The 19,364-nt window shown below is 64.8% G+C and carries 23 protein-coding genes; 13 read left to right on the forward strand and 10 right to left on the reverse strand.

Translation table 11 applies throughout. The features are described from left to right. The first annotated feature begins 381 nt into the window (after positions 1 to 381). The 11 genes from ER13_RS06560 to ER13_RS18360 all read left to right on the forward strand — a co-directional run bounded on the left by ER13_RS06560 (position 382) and on the right by ER13_RS18360 (position 9,502). Entirely contained in the window at positions 382 to 1,380 is a 999-nt protein-coding gene (locus ER13_RS06560) for a calcium/sodium antiporter (protein WP_035307729.1), read from the forward strand. Continuing rightward, complete coding sequence (locus tag ER13_RS17695; RefSeq protein ID WP_081836155.1) at positions 1,359 to 1,946, forward strand: Na+/H+ antiporter subunit E; 588 nt, start codon at positions 1,359 to 1,361, stop codon at positions 1,944 to 1,946. Before ER13_RS06560 ends, ER13_RS17695 begins: the two co-directional genes overlap by 22 nt. Then, positions 1,943 to 2,227, forward strand: a complete 285-nt coding sequence (locus ER13_RS06570) for a monovalent cation/H+ antiporter complex subunit F (protein ID WP_081836156.1) — start codon at positions 1,943 to 1,945, stop codon at positions 2,225 to 2,227. The genes ER13_RS17695 and ER13_RS06570 overlap by 4 nt, the downstream gene beginning before the upstream one ends. Beyond that, the gene (locus ER13_RS06575; RefSeq protein WP_035307730.1) at positions 2,224 to 2,520 is read left to right on the forward strand and encodes a monovalent cation/H(+) antiporter subunit G; all 297 of its coding nucleotides are present in this window, start codon (positions 2,224 to 2,226) and stop codon (positions 2,518 to 2,520) included. Before ER13_RS06570 ends, ER13_RS06575 begins: the two co-directional genes overlap by 4 nt. Beyond that, positions 2,517 to 3,449 (forward strand): Na(+)/H(+) antiporter subunit B, encoded by a 933-nt coding sequence (locus tag ER13_RS06580; RefSeq protein ID WP_035307731.1) that lies wholly within the window; start codon positions 2,517 to 2,519, stop codon positions 3,447 to 3,449. The genes ER13_RS06575 and ER13_RS06580 overlap by 4 nt, the downstream gene beginning before the upstream one ends. Further along, on the forward strand, positions 3,446 to 3,739 hold the full coding sequence (locus ER13_RS06585; protein WP_035307732.1) for an NADH-quinone oxidoreductase subunit K: 294 nt from the start codon (positions 3,446 to 3,448) through the stop codon (positions 3,737 to 3,739). The genes ER13_RS06580 and ER13_RS06585 overlap by 4 nt, the downstream gene beginning before the upstream one ends. Next, on the forward strand, positions 3,732 to 5,228 hold the full coding sequence (locus ER13_RS06590) for a complex I subunit 5 family protein (RefSeq protein ID WP_035307733.1): 1,497 nt from the start codon (positions 3,732 to 3,734) through the stop codon (positions 5,226 to 5,228). Before ER13_RS06585 ends, ER13_RS06590 begins: the two co-directional genes overlap by 8 nt. Next, a complete protein-coding gene (locus ER13_RS06595) occupies positions 5,225 to 6,736 on the forward strand; it encodes a complex I subunit 5 family protein (protein ID WP_035307734.1) in 1,512 nt (503 codons plus the stop codon). The genes ER13_RS06590 and ER13_RS06595 overlap by 4 nt, the downstream gene beginning before the upstream one ends. Continuing rightward, the gene (locus ER13_RS06600) at positions 6,733 to 8,385 is read left to right on the forward strand and encodes a complex I subunit 5 family protein (RefSeq protein ID WP_052004938.1); all 1,653 of its coding nucleotides are present in this window, start codon (positions 6,733 to 6,735) and stop codon (positions 8,383 to 8,385) included. Before ER13_RS06595 ends, ER13_RS06600 begins: the two co-directional genes overlap by 4 nt. Positions 8,386 to 8,453: 68 nt before the next feature. Then, positions 8,454 to 9,236 (forward strand): sulfite exporter TauE/SafE family protein, encoded by a 783-nt coding sequence (locus tag ER13_RS06605; RefSeq protein WP_035307735.1) that lies wholly within the window; start codon positions 8,454 to 8,456, stop codon positions 9,234 to 9,236. A gap of 101 nt (positions 9,237 to 9,337) precedes the next feature. Continuing rightward, positions 9,338 to 9,502, forward strand: coding sequence for a hypothetical protein (locus ER13_RS18360; RefSeq protein ID WP_155988119.1), 165 nt, complete (start codon positions 9,338 to 9,340; stop codon positions 9,500 to 9,502). A gap of 475 nt (positions 9,503 to 9,977) precedes the next feature. Here the strand turns inward: ER13_RS18360 and ER13_RS06615 are convergent, their stop codons facing one another. The 10 genes from ER13_RS06615 to ER13_RS06655 form a co-directional block, all read right to left on the reverse strand. Next, positions 9,978 to 10,946 (reverse strand): magnesium and cobalt transport protein CorA, encoded by a 969-nt coding sequence (locus ER13_RS06615; protein ID WP_035307738.1) that lies wholly within the window; start codon positions 10,944 to 10,946, stop codon positions 9,978 to 9,980. A gap of 209 nt (positions 10,947 to 11,155) precedes the next feature. Then, entirely contained in the window at positions 11,156 to 11,443 is a 288-nt protein-coding gene (locus ER13_RS06620) for a zf-TFIIB domain-containing protein (protein WP_035307739.1), read from the reverse strand. A gap of 34 nt (positions 11,444 to 11,477) precedes the next feature. Further along, positions 11,478 to 12,224, reverse strand: coding sequence for a Bax inhibitor-1/YccA family protein (locus tag ER13_RS06625; RefSeq protein ID WP_052004940.1), 747 nt, complete (start codon positions 12,222 to 12,224; stop codon positions 11,478 to 11,480). A 52-nt stretch (positions 12,225 to 12,276) separates the two neighbouring features. After that, positions 12,277 to 12,402, reverse strand: a complete 126-nt coding sequence (locus tag ER13_RS19185) for a hypothetical protein (protein WP_255347086.1) — start codon at positions 12,400 to 12,402, stop codon at positions 12,277 to 12,279. A gap of 212 nt (positions 12,403 to 12,614) precedes the next feature. Beyond that, positions 12,615 to 13,211: a carbonic anhydrase gene (locus tag ER13_RS06630; RefSeq protein ID WP_035307740.1), complete on the reverse strand. Its 597-nt coding sequence runs from the start codon at positions 13,209 to 13,211 to the stop codon at positions 12,615 to 12,617. Continuing rightward, positions 13,208 to 14,194 carry a TerC family protein gene (locus ER13_RS06635; protein WP_035307741.1) on the reverse strand — a complete coding sequence of 329 codons (987 nt, stop codon included), beginning with the start codon at positions 14,192 to 14,194 and terminating at the stop codon, positions 13,208 to 13,210. The genes ER13_RS06630 and ER13_RS06635 overlap by 4 nt, the downstream gene beginning before the upstream one ends. 28 nt (positions 14,195 to 14,222) lie before the next feature. Further along, positions 14,223 to 14,408 carry a hypothetical protein gene (locus ER13_RS06640; protein WP_035307742.1) on the reverse strand — a complete coding sequence of 62 codons (186 nt, stop codon included), beginning with the start codon at positions 14,406 to 14,408 and terminating at the stop codon, positions 14,223 to 14,225. Continuing rightward, on the reverse strand, positions 14,405 to 14,875 hold the full coding sequence (locus tag ER13_RS06645) for a tellurite resistance TerB family protein (RefSeq protein WP_035307743.1): 471 nt from the start codon (positions 14,873 to 14,875) through the stop codon (positions 14,405 to 14,407). The genes ER13_RS06640 and ER13_RS06645 overlap by 4 nt, the downstream gene beginning before the upstream one ends. 1 nt (position 14,876) lies before the next feature. After that, complete coding sequence (locus tag ER13_RS06650; RefSeq protein ID WP_035307744.1) at positions 14,877 to 15,101, reverse strand: YdcH family protein; 225 nt, start codon at positions 15,099 to 15,101, stop codon at positions 14,877 to 14,879. A 212-nt stretch (positions 15,102 to 15,313) separates the two neighbouring features. Then, positions 15,314 to 16,249: a LysR substrate-binding domain-containing protein gene (locus tag ER13_RS06655; protein WP_231492493.1), complete on the reverse strand. Its 936-nt coding sequence runs from the start codon at positions 16,247 to 16,249 to the stop codon at positions 15,314 to 15,316. A gap of 32 nt (positions 16,250 to 16,281) precedes the next feature. Here ER13_RS06655 and ER13_RS06660 point away from each other — a divergent pair, with 32 nt between their 5' ends. Both ER13_RS06660 and ER13_RS06665 read left to right on the forward strand, forming a co-directional pair. Continuing rightward, positions 16,282 to 17,256 carry a sodium-dependent bicarbonate transport family permease gene (locus ER13_RS06660; RefSeq protein ID WP_035307745.1) on the forward strand — a complete coding sequence of 325 codons (975 nt, stop codon included), beginning with the start codon at positions 16,282 to 16,284 and terminating at the stop codon, positions 17,254 to 17,256. 247 nt (positions 17,257 to 17,503) lie between these two features. Next, positions 17,504 to 18,394 carry a universal stress protein gene (locus tag ER13_RS06665; protein ID WP_052004942.1) on the forward strand — a complete coding sequence of 297 codons (891 nt, stop codon included), beginning with the start codon at positions 17,504 to 17,506 and terminating at the stop codon, positions 18,392 to 18,394. Positions 18,395 to 19,364: the final 970 nt, after the last annotated feature.

Raw genomic sequence — 19,364 nt, forward strand, 5'->3', positions numbered from 1 at the left:
AAGTTTCTCTGGGTCACACTGCTGATACCGGTACCGGCGCGGAGCTGTCCTTCGACCCACAGCGCCAGCTCCCCTTTCGCCGGCCCCGTCGCGCTTACCGCCGTCCAGAGTTGCACGTCGCCGTTGGCATGCGTGGGAGCCGCCAAGAGCGCGACTGGCCTTGCTCCTGCTCTCAATTGGCGCCAAGGTTGTCGTGGCGGAGGCCGTGGGCTGGGAGAAGTCCCCCGTGGTGGTTTTACTGTCGGTAACTGCGGCATTGCTGGGGGCGGGGTCGTATACTTCTGATCAAGACGAAAGCGGCCACGCCAGCCGTGGCCCCGTAAGGCTGCTGGCAGACCCGCCGGGATCTGAGCGCCAACGCAACCAAACCGGAGCGAGGATATGGAGATTTGGATCCCGCTGATTGGCGGTCTCGCGTTGCTGATCGCGGGAGCGGAATTGCTGGTCCGCGGCGCCGTCCGCCTCGCCGAAGGCATGGGCGTGTCTTCGCTGCTCATCGGCCTGACGATCGTAGGGTTCGGCACGTCCACCCCCGAACTGGTCACCAGCGTTGAGGCCGCTCTGCTGAACTCTCCCGGCATCGCGGTTGGCAATATCGTCGGCTCCAACATATTCAACGTTCTCATCATACTCGGCGCATCGGCTCTGATCTGCCCCATAGCGGTGTCATCGACTGCTCTGCGCCGGGACGGCTCTTGGGTGATCGGCACAGCATTGTTACTGGCGCTCGTCGGTGTGATCTGGACTTTAGATCGCTTCGTGGCAGCCGGTCTGCTTGTGCTGTTGACCGTTTATCTGGTCCGCGCGTGGCGACAGGAGCGCCGCGTGCCGCGCGGTGGAAGCGAGCACACCGCGATTTTCGACAAGGCCGAGGCGCTCGAACAACTTGATCCGGGCTTGCGGCCGGGGGCGGCGGCCAAGCCGAAAGCTTGGGGTTGGGGGCTGCCGCTGGGCCTGTGCCTCGGCGGCCTGGCCCTGCTTGTGTTGGGCGCAAGCAACTTTGTGACAGCGTCGGTTGAGCTGGCCCGTCTGCTCGGGGTGAGCGAAACAGTCATAGGGCTGACTATCGTGGCGGCCGGCACCTCGATGCCGGAACTGGCGACATCGACGATCGCGGCCCTGCGCAAGCAGGGGGATGTCGCAATCGGCAATGTGCTCGGCTCGAACATCTACAACGTCCTTGGCATCGGCGGGGTCACGGCCCTTATCGCGCCGACCGCCGTCCCGGCGCAGATCGCCGGTTTCGACAGCTGGGTGATGGTCGGCGTCTCCCTCCTGCTCCTCCTGCTGCTTTGGTCCGGTCGACGGCTCAGCCGTCTCGAAGGTGTGTGCCTGATTGCCGGCTACTTGGCCTATGTATGGTGGATCTGGCCGAAATGATCCACGGCGACCAGGGACGCTCACCCGGTGATTGGAGGTTTGTGACGCGTACTCCTCACATAATGCGACCAGGCCTGAGCGCTCCTCGCGCCCTGGAGTATGCAGCTGTTCTCGGCAGCGGTTTAGCGCTCTGGCTGTTGCTCAATGAGGGCGACCTCGCAAGCCTGATTGTCGGCGTGCCTGCCGCGCTGATCGGGGTGGCCCTGTCTCGCCACCTTCCCGCGGCGGCGAGAAGCCGCGTGTCCGCGCGTGGACTGCTTGAATTCATCGTCTATTTCCTGTGGCAGGCCGTCATCGGGGGGTGGGACGTTGCGCGGCGCGCCTTGGGACCGCGCGGCCGGGTTCAACCCGGCTTCGTGTCCTATTGTATGAGCCTGCCGCAGGGCCTTCCGCGTGCGGTCTTTCTCGAAACCTTGACGCTCTTGCCCGGAACCCTCAGCGCCGATGTCCAGGGTGAAGAGATGCGTATGCACGTCATCGACATCGATGCTCACTCTCAAGAGCAGATCATGGACTTGGAGAATCGGGTCGCGCGACTGTTCAGCCTGGAGGATGATCGCCCATGATGTCGACGGTGGCGACGATCTTCGCAGCCCTCCTGATACTCGTCACCGCCGTCGCCTTGATGCGCGTGGGCCGCGGTCCGACGACAGCGGATCGGATGCTGGGGCTGCAGCTGTTGGGCACAAGCCTCACGGCGCTCGCCCTCCTGCTCGGCGTCGCGCTCGATCGGCCGCGTCTGTGGGACATCGCGTTGGTTTTCGCGGTACTCGCCTCGCCCACCGCAGCCGTTTTCATCGCAAGCATGCGGCTGCGGACGAGATCCACCGAGAGCGATAGCGCATGAACTGGGCCGAAATCCTGGCGACTTCACTGTTCGCCGCAGGCTGCTTTTTCTTCGTCGGCGGGGCGGCAGGGCTACTACGCTTCCCGGATGTATTGACGCGGCTTCACGCGCTCACCAAAGCTGACAACCTTGGGCTTGGTCTCATCGCCTTGGGAGCCGCAACCTTCGCCGACAATGGGTGGGGTGCGCTGAAGGTTCTTTTGATCTGGCTGGTGGTCATGCTCACGAGCGCGACCTGCGGCTACCTGCTCGCAGACCAGACGCACGCCTCTGACCTGGAGAAGCCGAAGTGACGCCTCTCCTGCTTCTCGATTTCGTCCTCGGAACTGTTGTTCTGGGGCTGGTGGCCGCCATGCTGTGGAGCGGCAGCCGCGCGCGCATGACCATGCTGTTCATCGGCTTCGGCGGCGTGGTGGCCCTGATCTGGATGCGATTGGGCGCACCTGACGTGGCGCTGGCGGAAGCCGCAGTCGGCGCTGCGCTCACCGGCGCGTTGATACTGCGGGCTCAGGCAAGCGTGCCGTCGCCTCTGCTTGAACCAAGCCGACCCTGGATCATTCGGGGTTTGGTGGCGGGGCTTTCGGTCGCCGTCTTCGGCGCGCTGGCCTGGGCGTTGATCTCGTTGGACTGGAAGGCACGGCCTGGGCTGGAGCGTGTCGTCGAGGCCCGTTTGCCTGAGAGCGGCGTGACCAACCCTGTGACCGCCGTGCTGCTGAACTTCCGAGCCTATGACACCTTGCTGGAGATGGCGGTTCTCCTGATCGCGACAGCGGCCGTATGGTGTCTGGGCCGCAGCTCCGAAACACCCCAGCTGCCGCCTGACGATCCCTTGTATCTGGCGCTGCTGCGGCCGCTCGTTCCCTTGCTCTGCATCGTGGCAGGCTATCTCTTGTGGCTGGGGGCCTTTGCGCCCGGCGGCGCCTTCCAAGCCGGCGCAGTCCTGTCGGGCGCGCTTCTGCTGTTGCTCGTCGCCGGTCTGCCGCGGGCACCCGGCCAGATGGATACGCTCCGGCTGCGCGCCACCATCGCAGCAGCACTGCTGGTTTTCTTGGGCGTCGCCGCCGCGACGGCGATGTCTGAGGCCACGCTGCTTCAGTACCCGCCCCACCGCGCCAAAGATCTGATCTTGGTCATCGAAGCGGCGCTCACCCTATCCGTAGCCTACACCTTCCTGGTTCTCTTCCAGGGTGGCCGGCCCCCGCCTCGAGAGGTGCGCGCATGACGGTTTCGTTAGGGTACGCCCTCCTCGGCGCAGCCGTATTGGCGCTGTCGATCTACCCACTGGTCCTGGCGCGCGATCTCCTCCGGCGCATCGTCGCCGCAAACGCGTTCGGCACCGGGATCTTCTTGATCCTGGTCGCGCTTGGGTTTCGCGGCGAAGGCGCAACGCCCGATCCTACGCCTCACGGATTGGTGCTGACCGGCATCATCGTTGCGGTAAGCGCCACCGGGCTTGCGTTGGCCCTCGCGGGGCGGATGCATGCCGCCGGCGCAAGGCTTGAGGATGTCTGACAGCGTCAGCGCCCTACTTGCCGGTGTCGACTGGGCGGCCGTTGCCATCCTGACTCCCCTTGCCGGCGGCGCCGCGGCGTTCGTACTGCCGGACCGCGCCCGGGCAATTGGGGTCGCGGCGAGCGTTACGACGGCGGCGGCGGCGGTCGCTCTGGTCTGGCTCATCGCGACAGCAGGGCCTTACGATCTCGCGGTAGGGGGGTGGAGCGCGCCGCTCGGTATCCGGATTGCCGCTGATGGCTTGTCGGCCGTCCTGATCGGCATGACGAACCTGGTTGGCGCGAGCGTCGCCGTTCACGCAGCCTTGACTGGCAGACAGACAAAACCTGTCGCCGAGGCCGGCGTTGCAGCCTGGGGTTTCTGGCCGCTCTGGCTGCTGCTCCTGGCGGGGCTGAACGCGCTCTACCTCTCGGCGGACATCTTCAACCTCTATGTCACGCTGGAGATCATTGGCCTCTCGGCGGCTGGCCTGGCGGCGCTCTCAGGTAAGGCCGAGGCCTTCAAGGCCGCCATTCGGTACTTGCTTGTGGGGATCATTGCCTCGCTCGTCTACCTGCTAGGCGTCACTCTGCTGTTCGCCCAATACGGGGTCCTCGACCTCGGCGGCTTGCGCGCCGTTATGGTACCTGCGCCCGCCACCCAGTTCGCCATGGTCGCCATGCTCGCGGCCCTGGCGATGAAATCGGCGCTCTTTCCCCTTCACGGCTGGCTTCCGCCGGCCCACGGCAACGCCACATCGCCAGTCAGCGCCTTGCTATCGGCGCTTGTCGTAAAGGCGAGCCTTTACATGGCCGTGCGGCTCTGGCTGGACCTCTACCAGCCCGCTGGAGTCGGCGGCGAAGCCATCGCGACGGTCCTTGGCGTGCTCGGCGCCTGCGCTGTCCTTTGGGGTGGTGTTCAAGCCCTCATCGCCAAGCGTCTTAAGCTGGTGGTGGCGTACTCGACCGTGGCGCAGGTTGGCTACCTGTTCATGTGCTTTCCATTGTGGGCGGATGGCCGGGAGGCTCTTGCAGCCTTCGCCTATCTGGCGGTGGCTCACGCGTTTGCGAAGTCCGCACTCTTTCTGGCCTGTGAGCAAGTTCAGCGCACCCTCGGCGACGACCAAGTCTCCAGTCTTTCCAAGCCTGAACTGCCGGGCGCGGTGAAGGTCACGTTCGCGCTCGCAGCGGTCAGTTTGGTTGGCTTGCCGCCGAGCGGAGGATTCATCGGCAAGTGGCTATTGCTGGAATCCACCCTCTCGCACGGTCTTACCGTGTGGACCGTCATCGTGCTCTGCGGAACTCTTTTGTCGGCTGCGGCCATGGCCCGGGTCCTCGCGCGATTCTTCGCGCCCGAAGGGCAGGCTGCCGCCCACCCACAGGTGGTCGGCGACGCAGCATCATGGCGATTCTCCCTGACGCCACTCCTACTTGCCGTTGCGGCCGTCGGCATCGGCCTGCTGGGGGCGTGGCCTGTGGAACTGGTCGGCATTGTGGGGACTGCGCAGTGAGCGGCGCCTGGTTACCGTTAGTCGTGCTCAGCATCTCGCTGATCGCGGCGCCGCTGATCTTCGCGACCGCCGAGCGGCGCGTCGTGCTCAGGACGACGATCAATCTCTGCGCCGCCGTGCTGAAGTTGGGGCTCGTCGGCTATCTGGCTTGGCAGGTCGCCTTCGAGGGCGCCCGGTATGCGTGGCGCTGGCCGATGGCGGCTGGCTTCGACCTCGTGCTCCAAGTCGATGCGCTGGCTCTGCTCTTCCTGTCGCTCTCCGCCGGGTTGTGGCTGCTCACGACAATCTACGCGATCGGCTACCTTGAGGATGGCCCGCATCGCAGCCGGTTCTTCGGGTTCTTCAGCCTCTGCGTGGCGGCCACGACGGGGATCGCCCTTGCCGGCAATCTGTTTACTTTCCTAGTCTTCTACGAACTGCTGACGCTGGCGACCTACCCCCTTGTCGTTCATCGCCAGACTCCCGAGGCGTTGCGTGGCGGGCGGATCTATCTCGCCTACACTGTAACCGGGGGCGTGCTGCTGCTCGTCGGAACAGTTTGGCTAGGATCGGCAGCGGGCTCCCTCGACTTCGTCACCGCCGGAAACCCGGCCCTGGCCTCAGTCGATCACATCACACTCATCGCCATTTTCGCGCTGCTGGTGGCGGGTTTGGGCGTTAAGGCGGCGCTCTTTCCGGCTCACGGGTGGCTGCCCCAGGCGATGGTGGCGCCGGCTCCGGTGAGCGCGCTCCTGCACGCCGTTGCCGTGGTCAAGGCTGGCGCCTTTGGAATCATCCGTGTTGTCGATGAGGTGTTCGGTATCGCCTTGACGGTCAAGCTCGGACTGGCGCTGCCGCTGGCCGGGCTCGCGGCCTTCACCATCATCTACGGCTCATTGCAGGCTCTTCGCCAAGACGATCTGAAACGTCGGCTGGCCTATTCGACCGTGAGCCAGGTGTCTTACATCGTGCTGGGTGCCGCGCTCTTCAGTCCCTTGGCCCTGATCGGCGCCCTGATGCATCTCGTGCATCAAGGCCTGATGAAGATCACGCTCTTCATGTGCGCGGGCAACATCGCTGAGGCGGTCCACCTACATAAGGTGAGCGAACTCGATGGAATCGGCCGCCGCCTTCCCTGGACGATGGCGGCCTTCACGATCGCTTCGCTGGCCATGATTGGCGTACCGCCGCTCGCCGGCTTCGTTAGCAAGTGGTACCTCGCCGCAGGCGGCATTGACGACCAAAGTGCTTGGGTGGTGCTCATCCTGCTCGCCAGCAGCGGCCTCAACGCGCTCTATCTCTTGCCAATCCTTCACCGCGCCTGGTTCAAGGTTCCGACGGCGGCGACGATGGTAGCGGCGAGCGGACGCCTCGAGATCAAGTGGACCCTGCTGGCGCCGCCTTTAGTGACCGCCGCGCTGGTCATCGGTGTGGGACTGTTCGCCAATGCACCGTTCAGTCCGCTAAGCTGGGCACGCCTGATCGCCACGGGGGAGATCCCGCGGTTTCCAGAAGGACTGATCCGGTGACGGGCGAAGCTTGGCTGATCCTGGCGTCCATCCTGACCCCACTCACGCTGGCGGCGCTAGGCGCATTCCGGACGTTCCGGCGGTGGCTGCCGGCTCTCTGCCTTGCTGCGCCAGCTCCGGCGCTCGCAGTCGCGTTGGCGTGTCCCGAGACGACCGTGAACCTGCCCTGGATCATGCTAGACTCGCGGCTGACATTAGACGCGCTCGGTCGCACCTTCCTGACGCTTTTTGCGGTTCTGTACGCGGTCGCGGCATGGCACAGCTTCTTCTACCTTCGGCGAAAAGAACGGCGCCAGAGCTACGCGGTCGTCTTTCTGCTCGCCATGGCCGGAAATTTCGGCGTGGCGCTGGCCGGCGATGTCGTGACCTTCTACGCCTTCTTCGCGCTGATGAGCTTCTCCGCCTACGGCCTCGTTGCCCACGATCGGGAACCCGCCTCAATGAGAGCGGCACGAGTTTACCTTGTTCTTGTCGTCGTGGGCGAGTTGGCGCTCTTCGGCGGCGCGGTGCTCTCGGCTGCTGAGACGGGGACGGATTTCGGTGCAAGCTTTCAGCCGCCGCCTCTGGGCCTGGCGCTCGTGGGCCTGGCCTTTGCAGTAAAAGCCGGGCTGGTTCCGACGCACTTCTGGCTGCCCCTCGCCCATCCGGCCGCCCCCGCGCCAGCGAGCGCCGTCTTGAGCGGGGCCATGATCAAGGTCGGCCTCCTGGGCGCGCTGCGCTTCATGCCGCCGGAGGGACTCGGCGCCGCCAGCGACCTCCTGGTGTTGCTTGGATGTGCGACGGCGATCTACGGTGTGGCCGTCGGGGTTCTGCAGACCAATCCAAAGACGGTGCTGGCCTACTCCAGCATCAGCCAGATGGGCCTGATCGCCGTCGGTGTTGCGCTCGCCACGGACGCCAGCGCATCAGATGCGGCGGTGGCCGCGACGCTTGTCTTCGCTTTACACCATGGGTTCGCGAAGGCGGCGCTGTTCCTCGGTGCGGCCGCGCGCCCGAAAGCCTTCACAGGCTGGCGCTGGAAACTCCGCATCGTTGGGCTGGTTCTGCCGGCGATCGCCCTCGCCGGCGCACCATTCACCAGCGGGGCGATCGCGAAAGGAGCCCTGAAAGCACTCGATGTCGGACCGGGGTGGATCGACCTCTTCCTCTCCCTCAGCAGCCTGGGGACAACGTTGTTGATGGTCAGGTTCGTCTCGCTGATGCTGAAGCAGGACGGCGCAGAGGCGCCCGGCACCCATCTGCCCTGGGCAACCGCGGTCGCAGCATCAACCAGTTTTGTCTGGCTTTGGCCGCCTGCCGCCGCTTGGCTAGGCCACAGCATTAGCGGCAAAGCCCTGCTCGCCAGCCTCTGGCCCGTGCTGATCGGGGCCGCCGTCGCACTCATCATCGGGCGGTTGATTCATCCCAGCGGCAAGCCCTTGATTCCTCCGGGCGACGTGCTGGTGCTCCTGGAGCGGTTGAAGCCCTCATGGGCGGGGCGTTCAGCGCAACGAGCGTCGCCTGGTGAGGCCTGGGCGCGCCGGAGCGACAAGAGCGTCGAGATTGCCGATCGCGCCGAACGCGCCACTCAGACCTGGAGCTTCGGCGCTCTTCTGCTCGTCCTGTTGGGTGCCACGCTCTTCGCAGCGGCTGTCGTCGCCCCATGGTGACCCAGTGCTACACTGCATCGGTATCGGTCGGCTTTTCGACCCCATCTCGCTAAAGGCTCGTTATAGGAATGCTGGCCGACGTCCTCACCTCACAAATGTTCTGGATATTCTGCGGCGTCGGCTTCTTTGCCCAGCTGATCGACGGCGCGTTGGGGATGGCCTACGGCGTAGTCTGCATCGCGGTTCTGTCGGCGCTGGGCGTTCCCCCTGCCGCGGCCTCGGCTGTCGTCCACGCCGCCGAGGTTTTCACGACGGCGACCGCTGCGACCAGCCACGCGGCGCACAAGAACATCGACCGTCGTCTGCTCCTTCGACTGGCGCCCGCGGGCGTGGCGGGGGGTGTCCTGGGAGCCTACGTGCTCACCGCAGCGCCGAAGTATCTGATCGGCCCGTTGCTTGCAACCTACCTTTCGGTCGTTGGCGTCTATCTTCTTGTCCGCGCCTTCAGGAAGGTCCAGCTTCACAATCCAAAGGCAAAGTGGGCCATTCCCCTAGGGGCCGCCGGCGGATTCTTGGATTCATGGGGCGGCGGCTGGGGCCCGATTGTGGCGTCAACGCTCATGAGCGGAGGTCACGCGCCGCGCCGCGTCATCGGAACGGTGAGCGCCGCGGAGTTCTTCCTGACCAGCGCGATTTCGGCGACCTTCCTGGTGGCGCTGCTCCGGGGCGCCCTGCCGCTCGACCTCGAGACCTACCTCGTGGAGGTGGCCGGCCTTGTGGTCGGGGGGATCGCCGCCGCGCCGTTCACCGGATTGGTGGCGCGGGTGGCTCCGCCGCGCCACATGACCATCGCCGTAGGGCTGCTCGTCCTGTGCCTCGCGGCTTGGCAAATCTATCGCGTCTTCGCTTAGAAACACGGCTTATGTTGGGGCGTCAGCACCCGGACAGCGCGAGGTCGGGTCGTGAAGATCACCGGCGTCTGGGTCACGATCTTCCCGCCCAGACTTACGGGATGGGCGCGCCGGGTGTGTGCTTTGAACCGGGTGCAGGCACCGACGGCCACCTGCGCGGCGAGCCCTTGCCGACCGTGGTGGATCTTCGGCGCTATCAACAGGAGGCGAAGGAGGTCCGAGACTTCCAGGCTGTAGAGATCGAGCTGTATATCCGCACGGTATAGCGCGGAGCTGCCGCGACACTGCCTCGCGACTGCGGGCTGATTACCCGGTTGCGGCTGCCGGCGTCTGCCGCGCGGTGAGAAGCAGCGCACCGATCGAAAGCGACGCGGGCAGAACCGTCGTTATGAGAGGGTCGCTCCAAGTCAGATCAAGGCCAAGCTACGCTCCGCTGCTGATCGCCATCCCCCTCCGAAACTACCCTGCAATGACGGTAAGAAGCGTTGCAGGGACCTGCCAACAGTCGCGACTGCGCTGGCGAGCAGTGCCGCGAACCGTCTCGAATCCTGTTCGGCCAACTCGTATTTCCGCGATTGGTCGAGCGGCGGCTAGCGTCGGCGGCCGAGAGTTCGCCGTTGCTCAGATGGGACGGGCCACAAACCGTCCATCGGTCCTCGAACGTGGAAAGAGTCGAGTCGTCCTGGGGGAGCCCCGGTGAGCGGCAACGTGCCAACCCCACCCACTTCCGAGCTGTCGAAGTCAGATCCAGTGCGCGCGCTTGAAGCGCACGAAGAGGCCTGTACAGATGACGGCGTTGACGAGGAGCACTGCCGGATATCCCCAAACGCTTTTCAACTCGGGCATGTAGTCGAAATTCATGCCGTAGATGCCCGCGACTGCGGTAGGCACCGCTAAAATCGCAGCCCAGGCCGCCAGTTGGCGCGTAATGACGCCTGTTCGCTGCTGCTCCAACAGGTTGCTGAACTCGAACACCGACGAGAGCACCTCTCGCAATCCATCGACCATTGCCTGCACGCGGCGGACATGGTCCAGGACATCGCTGAAGTAGGGGCGCGTCTCGAGATCGATTGACGGGAGATCTAGGCGCGTCAGCTTGGCGACGACGTCTGCGGTGGGCGCGAGCACCCGTTGGAAGCGGATGAGCTGGCGCCTGATCTCGAATATCCGGTTGATCTCGCTGCGTGTCAGGAAGTGATCCAGGGTGCGCTGTTCCATCCCCAGCACTTCCTCTTCCAAGGCCTCGCCGAGAGGAAGATAGCCGTCGACGATGTAGTCCAGGATCGCGTGAAGGACGTAGTCCACACCGTGCTTCAGCAGGGCGGGTGCCGCTTCCAGTTGTTGCCGAAGCGCAGTGTAGCCCCGCAGCGAGGTGCGCCGGACGCTTATGATGTGGCTATGCCCTACGAAGATCGAGGTCTCGCCATACCGGATCTGCCCATCCTCAAGCGCCGCAGGCCTCGCGACAATGAAAAGCTGGTCGCTGTAAACATCGAGCTTGGGCAGTTGATCTCCCTTGGCGGCGTCCTCGACCGCGAGAGGATGCAACCCATACCCTTCCTGCAGGATGCGGAGCTCGTCGGCGGTCGGATCCAGCAGTCCGATCCAGACGAACTGAGACTTGTCTCCAGGGTAGTCGATCCGTTCGTCGATCGAGACGGAACGGACCCTTTTTCCGTGGGCGTAGAGATGGGCGGCGACGACAGGCATGGACGGACTGGTAGCGTCATCTTCCCACGAGGCGAACCCTTAATGTTTCGCCTGTGGAACCTTTCGTCGAGGCCATAAAGCACGAACGACCGACCGAGAAGCAGGTGCCAGCCTGTCTCGGACAGGCAGGCTTCCAACCACAAGCCTGAGGCGGCGCTAGAATCTGCCGCTGTGCTCACCCAGCGCAAACCGGTCCCGAACGGTCTCCCTCAGTCGAAGATATCGAAGATGTCGCGGCGCTTCTTTTTGCGGTAGCCATCGTCGCGATCGTAGTCATCGTCACGGTCACGTCGGTAGTCGCGTCCAGGCGCAGCCATTGGGTGGGGCGCAGCCGAACGTGGAGGACCGCCCTGGCCGTCTCCGGCATCAATCAATTTCTCCAGTTCGCCACGATCCAGCCAGACGCCCCGGCAGGTCGGACACATGTCGAACTCAACGCCGGCACGGCTGACCGTGGTCATGGAGGCGTTGTCGTTGGGGCAAAGCAGCAGGGGCATGCGTGATCTCCGACGATTGAAAGAGGGCAGCCGTTTAGCGACGCTGACCCAGAAGGACAAGCAGGAACTGGAACAGGTTCACGAAATTCAGATATAGGTTGAGCGCGCCGAAACTCGTCGCCGAGCCCATAGCTGCGGCATCGCCGCCGAGCTGGTGGTAGGTCAATTTCAGCCGCTGGGTGTCGAAGGCGGTCAAGCCGGCGAAGATCAGGACGCCGATGCTGCTGATCACTAGCATCAGCATTGAGGACTGCAGAAACAGATTGAACACGCTGGCGATCAGAAGGCCGACCACGCCCATGATCAGGAATGTCCCCAGCCCGCTGAGGTCGCGTCTTGTAGTATAGCCGTAGAGGCTGAGCGCGCCGAAGGCGGTGGCGGTGATCAGGAAGGTGGAGGCCAGACTCCGGCCCGTGTAGCGCAAGGCCAGCGCCCCGAACGACGCGCCGATAAGCGCCACCACCGACCAGTAGAGGAGACTGGCTGTACGGGGCGAAGCGCTTCGGACCAGGAAGGCCGAGCCAAGCAAAACCGCCATCGGGGCGAAGGCCAGGATAAGACCCAGCGGCGTATAGCCGGTCAGGCGACCGTCGGCGACAATGAAGAGGGCGTCGCGCACCGGCGCGACCGAGGCGGTCGCCCAGGCCAGACCTGCGGAGACCAGGAGGCCAAGTGCCATCTTGTTGTAGACCCCCAGCATGAAGGCCCGCAGGCCGGCATCGACCGCCATGTCAGGCTGGACGGCTCGACGGTCGCGCAGCGTGGTGTTGAACTCGTTCATCGGGGTGTCTCCAGATGGATTTTTCGGTGGGAGGAAGCGCCACGCCGGGCTTTCATCGTGCGCGGGTCCTTGAACGGGCCGAGCGCAGGATGCGGACCAGCGCCGAGAAGGCGGTCATCAGACCCAGCGCGAGAATGGTGCTGTAACGTCTGACCTTGCGTTTTGAACGGGTCGCCATCGAGCCTATCCTCCCTGAAAGGGTGCGCTCTCGGCCGGGACCTGGGGATACTGGAAGGAATGACCCCGGCATCGAGCGCACCCGATGCGGTCCGACATCACAATCACCATGATCGTCAGAGGGGCCCGGGCCGCACAGGCACACTGGCTGCCGCGTCGTGCGATGGCCAATGAGTTGTGCTCATGTGGTCGATAACTCCAGCCGATAACCGGTCAGAGTGTCTGGAGCTCGCCGGTGGCGATGTTGAAGCGCCAGACCGAGAGTGTCAGATGCCCGGACTTCTCGGCGTCCCGTATCCAGGGAAAGGTCCGCAGATTGGCCCGCGAATGCCGAAGGACCGCGTCCTCGATCGCCGCCTCAAAGGCGTCGCCGGCGCCCTGCTCCGGCATGGGCCACATCACCGGCTCGGCGATATCCATCCACGGTCCCAGAAAGTCCTGGGCGTTGCGGAGGGGGCCATGGATCATGGCGTGAACGCCATCGCACACGGCGTGCCCGAGTACGACGATGCGCCGGACCTTCAGTATCTTGACCGCGAACTCCAGGGCGGCGCTGGTGCCGTGGCAGCCCCCGTCAGGCGCATACTCCGGAACCAGGCCCGCCACGTTGCGGATTACGAAAAGGTCGCCGGGCTCGGCGTCGAAGATGGTCTGGGGGTCGATCCTGGAATCCGAGCACGCGATCACCGCCGTCGAGGGTCGTTGACGCCTTCGGGCGAGCTGGGCGTAGCGCTGTGCCTCGAGCGGCCAGACCGTTGAGCGGAAGCGCCGATAGCCAGCCATCAACGGATCATCCGGAGAGATCGTCATGGCGCGGCCGCGTCGGTGTCGGTGGACCGGGTCCGCCAAAGGGACCAGAAAATTCCCGCAGCGAGAATGGCGAAGGTCACGCCCAGTGAGATGGCGGCCGGGAATTTCTCCCAACCCACCAGGTCCGCGACGAAGATCTTCGAGCCGATGAAGATGAGCAGGATCGCCAGGGCCTGCTTCAGATAGGCGAAGCGGTGGATGATGGCGGCCAGCGCGAAATACAGCGCCCTGAGGCCGAGGATGGCGAAGATATTGGACGTGTAGATGATGTACGGATCGGTCGTGATGGCGAAGATGGCCGGCACGGAATCGACGGCGAAGATGACGTCGGCGATCTCGATCATGATCAGCGCCAGGAAGACCGGCGTGACGAAGGTCGCCAGCCGGCCCGTCTTCGGATCGGGCAGTTTCACGAAGAACCGCTCGCCGTGCAGGTCATCGGTGACGCGCAGCCGCCGCTTGAGGAACCGAAGCAGCGGGTTGTCGCCGATGTCGTGGGTCTTGTCGGCCATGGCGATCATCTTGATCCCGGTCAGGATCAGGAAGGCGGCGAAGATGTAGAGCACCCAGCCGAACTCGGACACGAGCGCGGCTCCGCCGGCGATCATGATGGCTCGCAGGACGATGACGCCCAGGATGCCCCAGAAGAGCACTCGGTGCTGGTATTTCTGGGGGATGGCGAAGTAGCCGAAAATCATGGCGATGACGAAGACGTTGTCCATCGCCAGCGACTTTTCGACAACGAAGCCGGTCAGATATTCGATCGCCGGCTGCTGGCCGAGGCTGAACCAGACCCAGCCGCCGAAACCAACGCCGAGCGTCAGATAGCCAAGCGACATCAGCAGGCTTTCGCGCACTCCGATTTCGCGATGCTTCTTGTGCAGGACGCCGAGATCGAGAACGAGCAGAACGAGGACGAGTGTCAAAAACGTCAACCACATCCAGACCGGCTTGGTCAGGATGTCGTAGGCTAGAAAATCCATAAAGCAGAAGTCCAGTTCGGTCCCGCGATCAGACGCGGATGTCGAAAGTGTGCCGGCTGGGCCGGCGGATGAAGGTTTCGCCCGTCACGGCGTCAGGCGGCGCGACAGGTCGATCAGTCGGGCCGCTGCGGTGCGCGGCGACCCGGCAGGTCATCTGCGAGAGCTGCACCGCCCGGGCGTAGGCGATCGGGACTAAGGACGGACCGACCCTCATCGTCGCCCTCCCTCGCCCGAAATGAGGTCGAACCGCGCCGGATCGAGGTCGAGCAGCTCACACATCCGCAGCAGCGCGGCGCGCTCCTCGGCGTCGAAACCTCCGTCCGCTTCGGCGACCGAACAAGCGGTCTCGATCAGCAGACGCGATGGGCCCGGCTGGCCGCGGAGTTGTGCGATCGCCGCCTCGGCCACCGCCTCGCCGTCGTCCAGATCCTGGTCGAACCGCATGTTCAGGGCTTCGAAGCCCACAAGGACCTCGTGCAGGCCGAAGAAGCGGATGCTGGCCGATTCGCGCATTCGGTCGACCATTCGCTTGCGTTCATCGGGCGTCACCCAGCCGTCGGCCTGGGCGACCAAGGCGCACGCGGCGACGACGGCGTCCATCTGGATCACGTCGCCGGCGGTCCACACGTCGTCGTGCTGAACGGAGGCGCGTCTGCGCACGCTAGGGTCGGAACGGGGCATATCACTCTTCTCTGCGCCGGAAGGCGGCGCTGTTTGGGGGGAGGAGGCTGGGGCCGGCGGCCGAGGCGCCGACGAACGCGGTCAGCCGGTCCTTGATGGCCAGCTTCTTCTTCTTGATGCCCGCGAGCCTGCGGTCGTCGGGCATCGCCCGCGACCGCTCCTCCTCCAGCGCCATTTCCAGAAGCGCGTGATGTCCTCGTAGCCGATGGACCAACACCGTAGTCATGAGCCTCTCCTTCTCAGCAACGGAGCGCTCGGCGACGAGGCCATCGGTTCGGTGAAGGGGAAGCACCGCCGGACCCCGTCATCGAGCGCACCCGATGCGGTCCGACATCACGATCACCATGATCGTCAGAGGGGCCCGGGCCGCACAGTCAGATAATCGGAGAGTGCGCCATAACGCCAATCAGATTTTATGATGAACCCTATAAGCATTCGTCATGCGTGAGTCGGCCCGCGCTCCAGCGCGCGCAGGACCTCCTGAGCAAGCAGCCCGGCGGGTCCGCCCATGCCGCGCGCCGAAACAAGGGCGATTTCACTGTCGCTGAGCGGCGGCAACGGTTCGCCGAGGACGACTAGGTCCCGCGCCGCCATGGCGGCGGGGAGAACGCCGACCCCGAGACCGGCGCGAAGCGCGGCCATCTGCCCGGAGAGGCTCGGCGATGTGAACGAGGCCCGAAAGACGACGCCCGCCGCCTCCAGCGCGCCTAGAGCTCGCTTGCGATAGATGTCGGGTGCGGGCGCCACGATCAGGGGAAGGGGGGACAGCTCCAGGATCGAGGCGTCCAGCGCCACCCAAACCAGAGGTTCGCTCCAGACCCGGACGCCAAGTTCAGGCCCGACGGGCTCCCTCTTGATCAGGGCGAGATCGAGCGCGCCGCGGGACATCCGGTCGAGGAGATTGGCGGTGTAGTCGCAAGTCACCGACAGCTTGATGCGGGGGTGGCTGCGCGTGAACGCGCCCAGAATACCGGAGAGGTGCATTGTGGCGATGTCCTCGGGTGCGCCGAAGCGAACCTCCCCGGCGAGATCGCCCTCGCCCAGCGTCGAGACGATCTCGTCGTTGAGCCGCAACAGCCTGCGGGCCTGAGGCAGCAGTGCGGCGCCCTCGGTGGTCAGGCTGACGCCCTTGCCGCCGCGATCGAACACCGGGGACCGCAGCTGATCTTCCAGTCGACGGATCTGCAGGCTGACCGCCGGCTGCGTTCTCCCCAGCAAGGCCGCGGCCCGAGTAAAGCTGCCCGTCTCGACGACGGTGACGAAGGCGCGAAGCAGGTCGATGTCCAGATTGACCAGCCGCTCCGCCACGTCATTAACATCCGTTATAAAGGCCATCACAGCAATAAACTGGATTGACGACACGGTCGAGGTCACAGCGGGCGACCTTTCCAAGGACCCGTTGTCGCATGCCCGATCTCTCCGCCAGTCTGGCGCTTCTGACCTCCCCGGCGATCCTGTTCTTCTTCATCGGCGCGGCCGCCGCCTTCGCCCGCTCGGATCTGGCGATCCCCGAACCCGTAACCAAGGCGCTATCGCTCTATCTGATGCTCGCAATCGGCTTCAAAGGCGGGGTCGAGGCGCGGGACGCGGGCCTGAACGAGGACTTCCTCATCGCCGCCGCCATCGGCGTCGCCCTGAGCGCTCTGATGCCGCTGCTGGCCTTTATCGTCCTGAAGCGGCTGCGGCGGCTTGACCGGGCGACGATCTGTGCGACGGCGGCGACCTACGGCTCGGTGTCGGTCGTCACCTTCGCCGCCGGCCAGCAGCATCTGGCCGCCGTCGGCCTGACCTCCGGCGGCTATATGGCGGCGGTTCTGGCGCTGATGGAGACGCCCGCCATCCTTACGGCTCTGTTGCTGCTCAACGGAGCCAGCAGGGGTGAGCCGGGGCGGCGTCGGACCGTCCTCAAGGAAGTGTTTGTCGGCGCCGCCACCGTCATGCTGCTGGGCAGCTTCATCGTCGGACTGGTTTCCGGCCAGGCCGGCATGATCCGGCTGGAGGTGTTCGTGGGACCGTTGTTCCAGGGTGCCCTGTGCTTCTTCCTCCTCGACATTGGGCTGATCGCCGCACGCCGGCTGATGGAAGGCGGTCGCAAGCTGAGCGCCGGCGTGGTCGCGTTCGCCGTTGGCTTTCCGCTGGTTTCGGCCAGCGCTGCGCTCGGTTTGTCGCGCCTCGCGGGCCTTGAGGTCGGCAACGCCGCCCTGCTGACCATCCTCGCGGGATCCGCCTCCTACATCGCGGTGCCCGCCGCCATGCGGCTCGCGGCTCCGAAGGCGGACACCGGCGTGTTCGTTACCGCCTCGCTGGCCCTGACCTTCCCTTTCAACCTCACCATCGGCATCCCGTTCTACACGGCCGCAGCCGCCTGGATCTGGCGCTGAGTCGTCTGCAAACCGTTTCGCGCCTCATCGAACGTCGTAGGGGCCGCTGATCGTGTGCTTTAAACTGCGCAAGCAGAAATCTTGCAGCACGAACCTCGCCTGAACGCGATGGGCCGTCTACAGTGGCGGGCGGCGGGTTCCGGGAACGATAGGCGCCGTCGGCGCTGAAACGCCGGGCTCACAGAGTTCCTGGCCCGTCCCCTTCCCTAGTTCGGTCGCCGCGGGTGGTGGCGCGGGCTCATCGCCAATGTTCGAGCGCCTCATGACAAGCGAATATCCCAAAACAGTGCTGCTCGCGACGGACCTGAGCAGTCGGTGCGATCGCGCACTGGACCGATCGCTACAATTGGCTCGGCGGTGGAATGCGCGGCTGGTCTTGGTGACCGTGGTCGAACCTGAGCCGGCCGCGCGCGAGTCGGCTGTCGAGGCGCCGACCTGGCGCCGCCCGCCTGGCCGCACGAGCGCTGTCGAATTGCAACTGCGACGGGACCTGCAAGGGTGCGGACATCCTATCGAAGTGAGGGTGGCCGACGGGGAGCCTGTGGCCGCTATCCTGGATGTGGCAAAGAGCGAGCATGCCGATCTCATTGTCACCGGGATCGCCCGCGATGAAACCTTCGGCCGCTACCTTCTCGGATCCACGGTTGATCGTCTGGCACCGCAGGTGGAAGTCCCCATTCTGATCGCCAAGACCCGGCCGCGCATCTACGAGGAGGTGCTGGTCGGGACCGATTTCTCCGCCTATGCGGCCAATGCGCTTTCGACAGCGGCCCGCTACTTCTCCTTTGCGCGCCTCACTCTGCTGCATGGCTGGCAGGTGCCGTTCGCAGGCTTTCTGGACAAGGGAGAATTCCGGGAGGACTGGCGCGCGGAGACACTCAGGGCCAGCGAAGCGTTCGTCGGTCAGGCTGCCTTGAGCGATGAACAGCGCGGCGGTATCAAGATGCTTGTCGAGCATGGGCCGCCTGAGATGCTGATCCACGCCTACATGCAGGACCAGGGCGTAGATCTCGTGGTTGTCGCCGCACATAGCGGAAAGGGGGTCTTGGACCGACGCCTTGGAGGCACGGCCAAACGCATCCTTGAGACCGCACCCGGCGATGTCCTGCTCGTCCCGCAGCGGGCAAGTAGGGCCTGAAATCACGGCCAAGCGTCAGAGCCGACCGGCGCCGACGAGGGCTAAGTCGCATTCGCCGATTCCGGCCCTGCGGCCCGAAGCTCATCTCGAGCAATAGGGGACCATAGAAAGCGCCCTTGAGACGACGTTCCCAAATGCATTCAGGGCACAGCGATCTGCCAAGACAAGAGAAGATTGCGAAGGTTGTCTGTCGCAACCGGCAGCATAACAGTAGAGGGGGCCACCGTTTTGGGCACCGCGCGTCATCCCCTATGTAGCGAACGGGCTCTTCATTGCGGCCGCCCTGCACCTCGACTTCGCCGTGAAGCGCGACGGAGATGGTCCGAACGCCTTCATCAATATCGCGTCGGCGCCCGTGCGTCGGGAGCGAAGCGGACTGGCTGGCAGTCTGCGCGGCCCGAAGAAGCTGGCTGCTTGGCGGAACATGATGGTGGCGGGGATCAACGCCAGCCTCGAGCGGCTGTGTTCTGCCTGTCGGCCAAGGACAACCGCTGGGACGGCGACGAAGCGATCTACCGGTTCGCGTTAGACGGCCTCCCGCCGATCGCATGCGTCCGGGATATCGGCTTCGGGGAGTTGACGGTGCACGTGGCGGTCGAGCCGCCGAAGCCGCGGAGCGTCACATCCGCGCCTACAACGCCGGATTCTCGCCGGCGACGCGTTCGCCTCTGGCTGGCAGGGACGTGAGAACGGAGTCTGGCTGCAGACCTCCCGCGCTCCGACCGGCAGCATCCGCAAAGCGCTCCTGGACCGGGTCGCCGACGTCAAGCCGAAGCCCTTGGGCTACACGGACAGCGGCCGGGTGATGATGTAAACGCTACGGCTTCGACGTGTGCCCGCCTAGGAGACCACGTCAAGCTACGGCCGTGAGTTATGCACGCGCGTTTGAATGTCGAGGACGCGTTCCCTAGCTTCACAAGCAAGGCTCAGGAGGGCGGCGGTGTCTAATCAAACGCATTGGGAAACCGTT

This window comes from Brevundimonas sp. EAKA, from assembly GCF_000698025.1.
In the GTDB taxonomy this organism is placed as follows: Bacteria; Pseudomonadota; Alphaproteobacteria; order Caulobacterales; family Caulobacteraceae; genus Brevundimonas; species Brevundimonas mediterranea_A.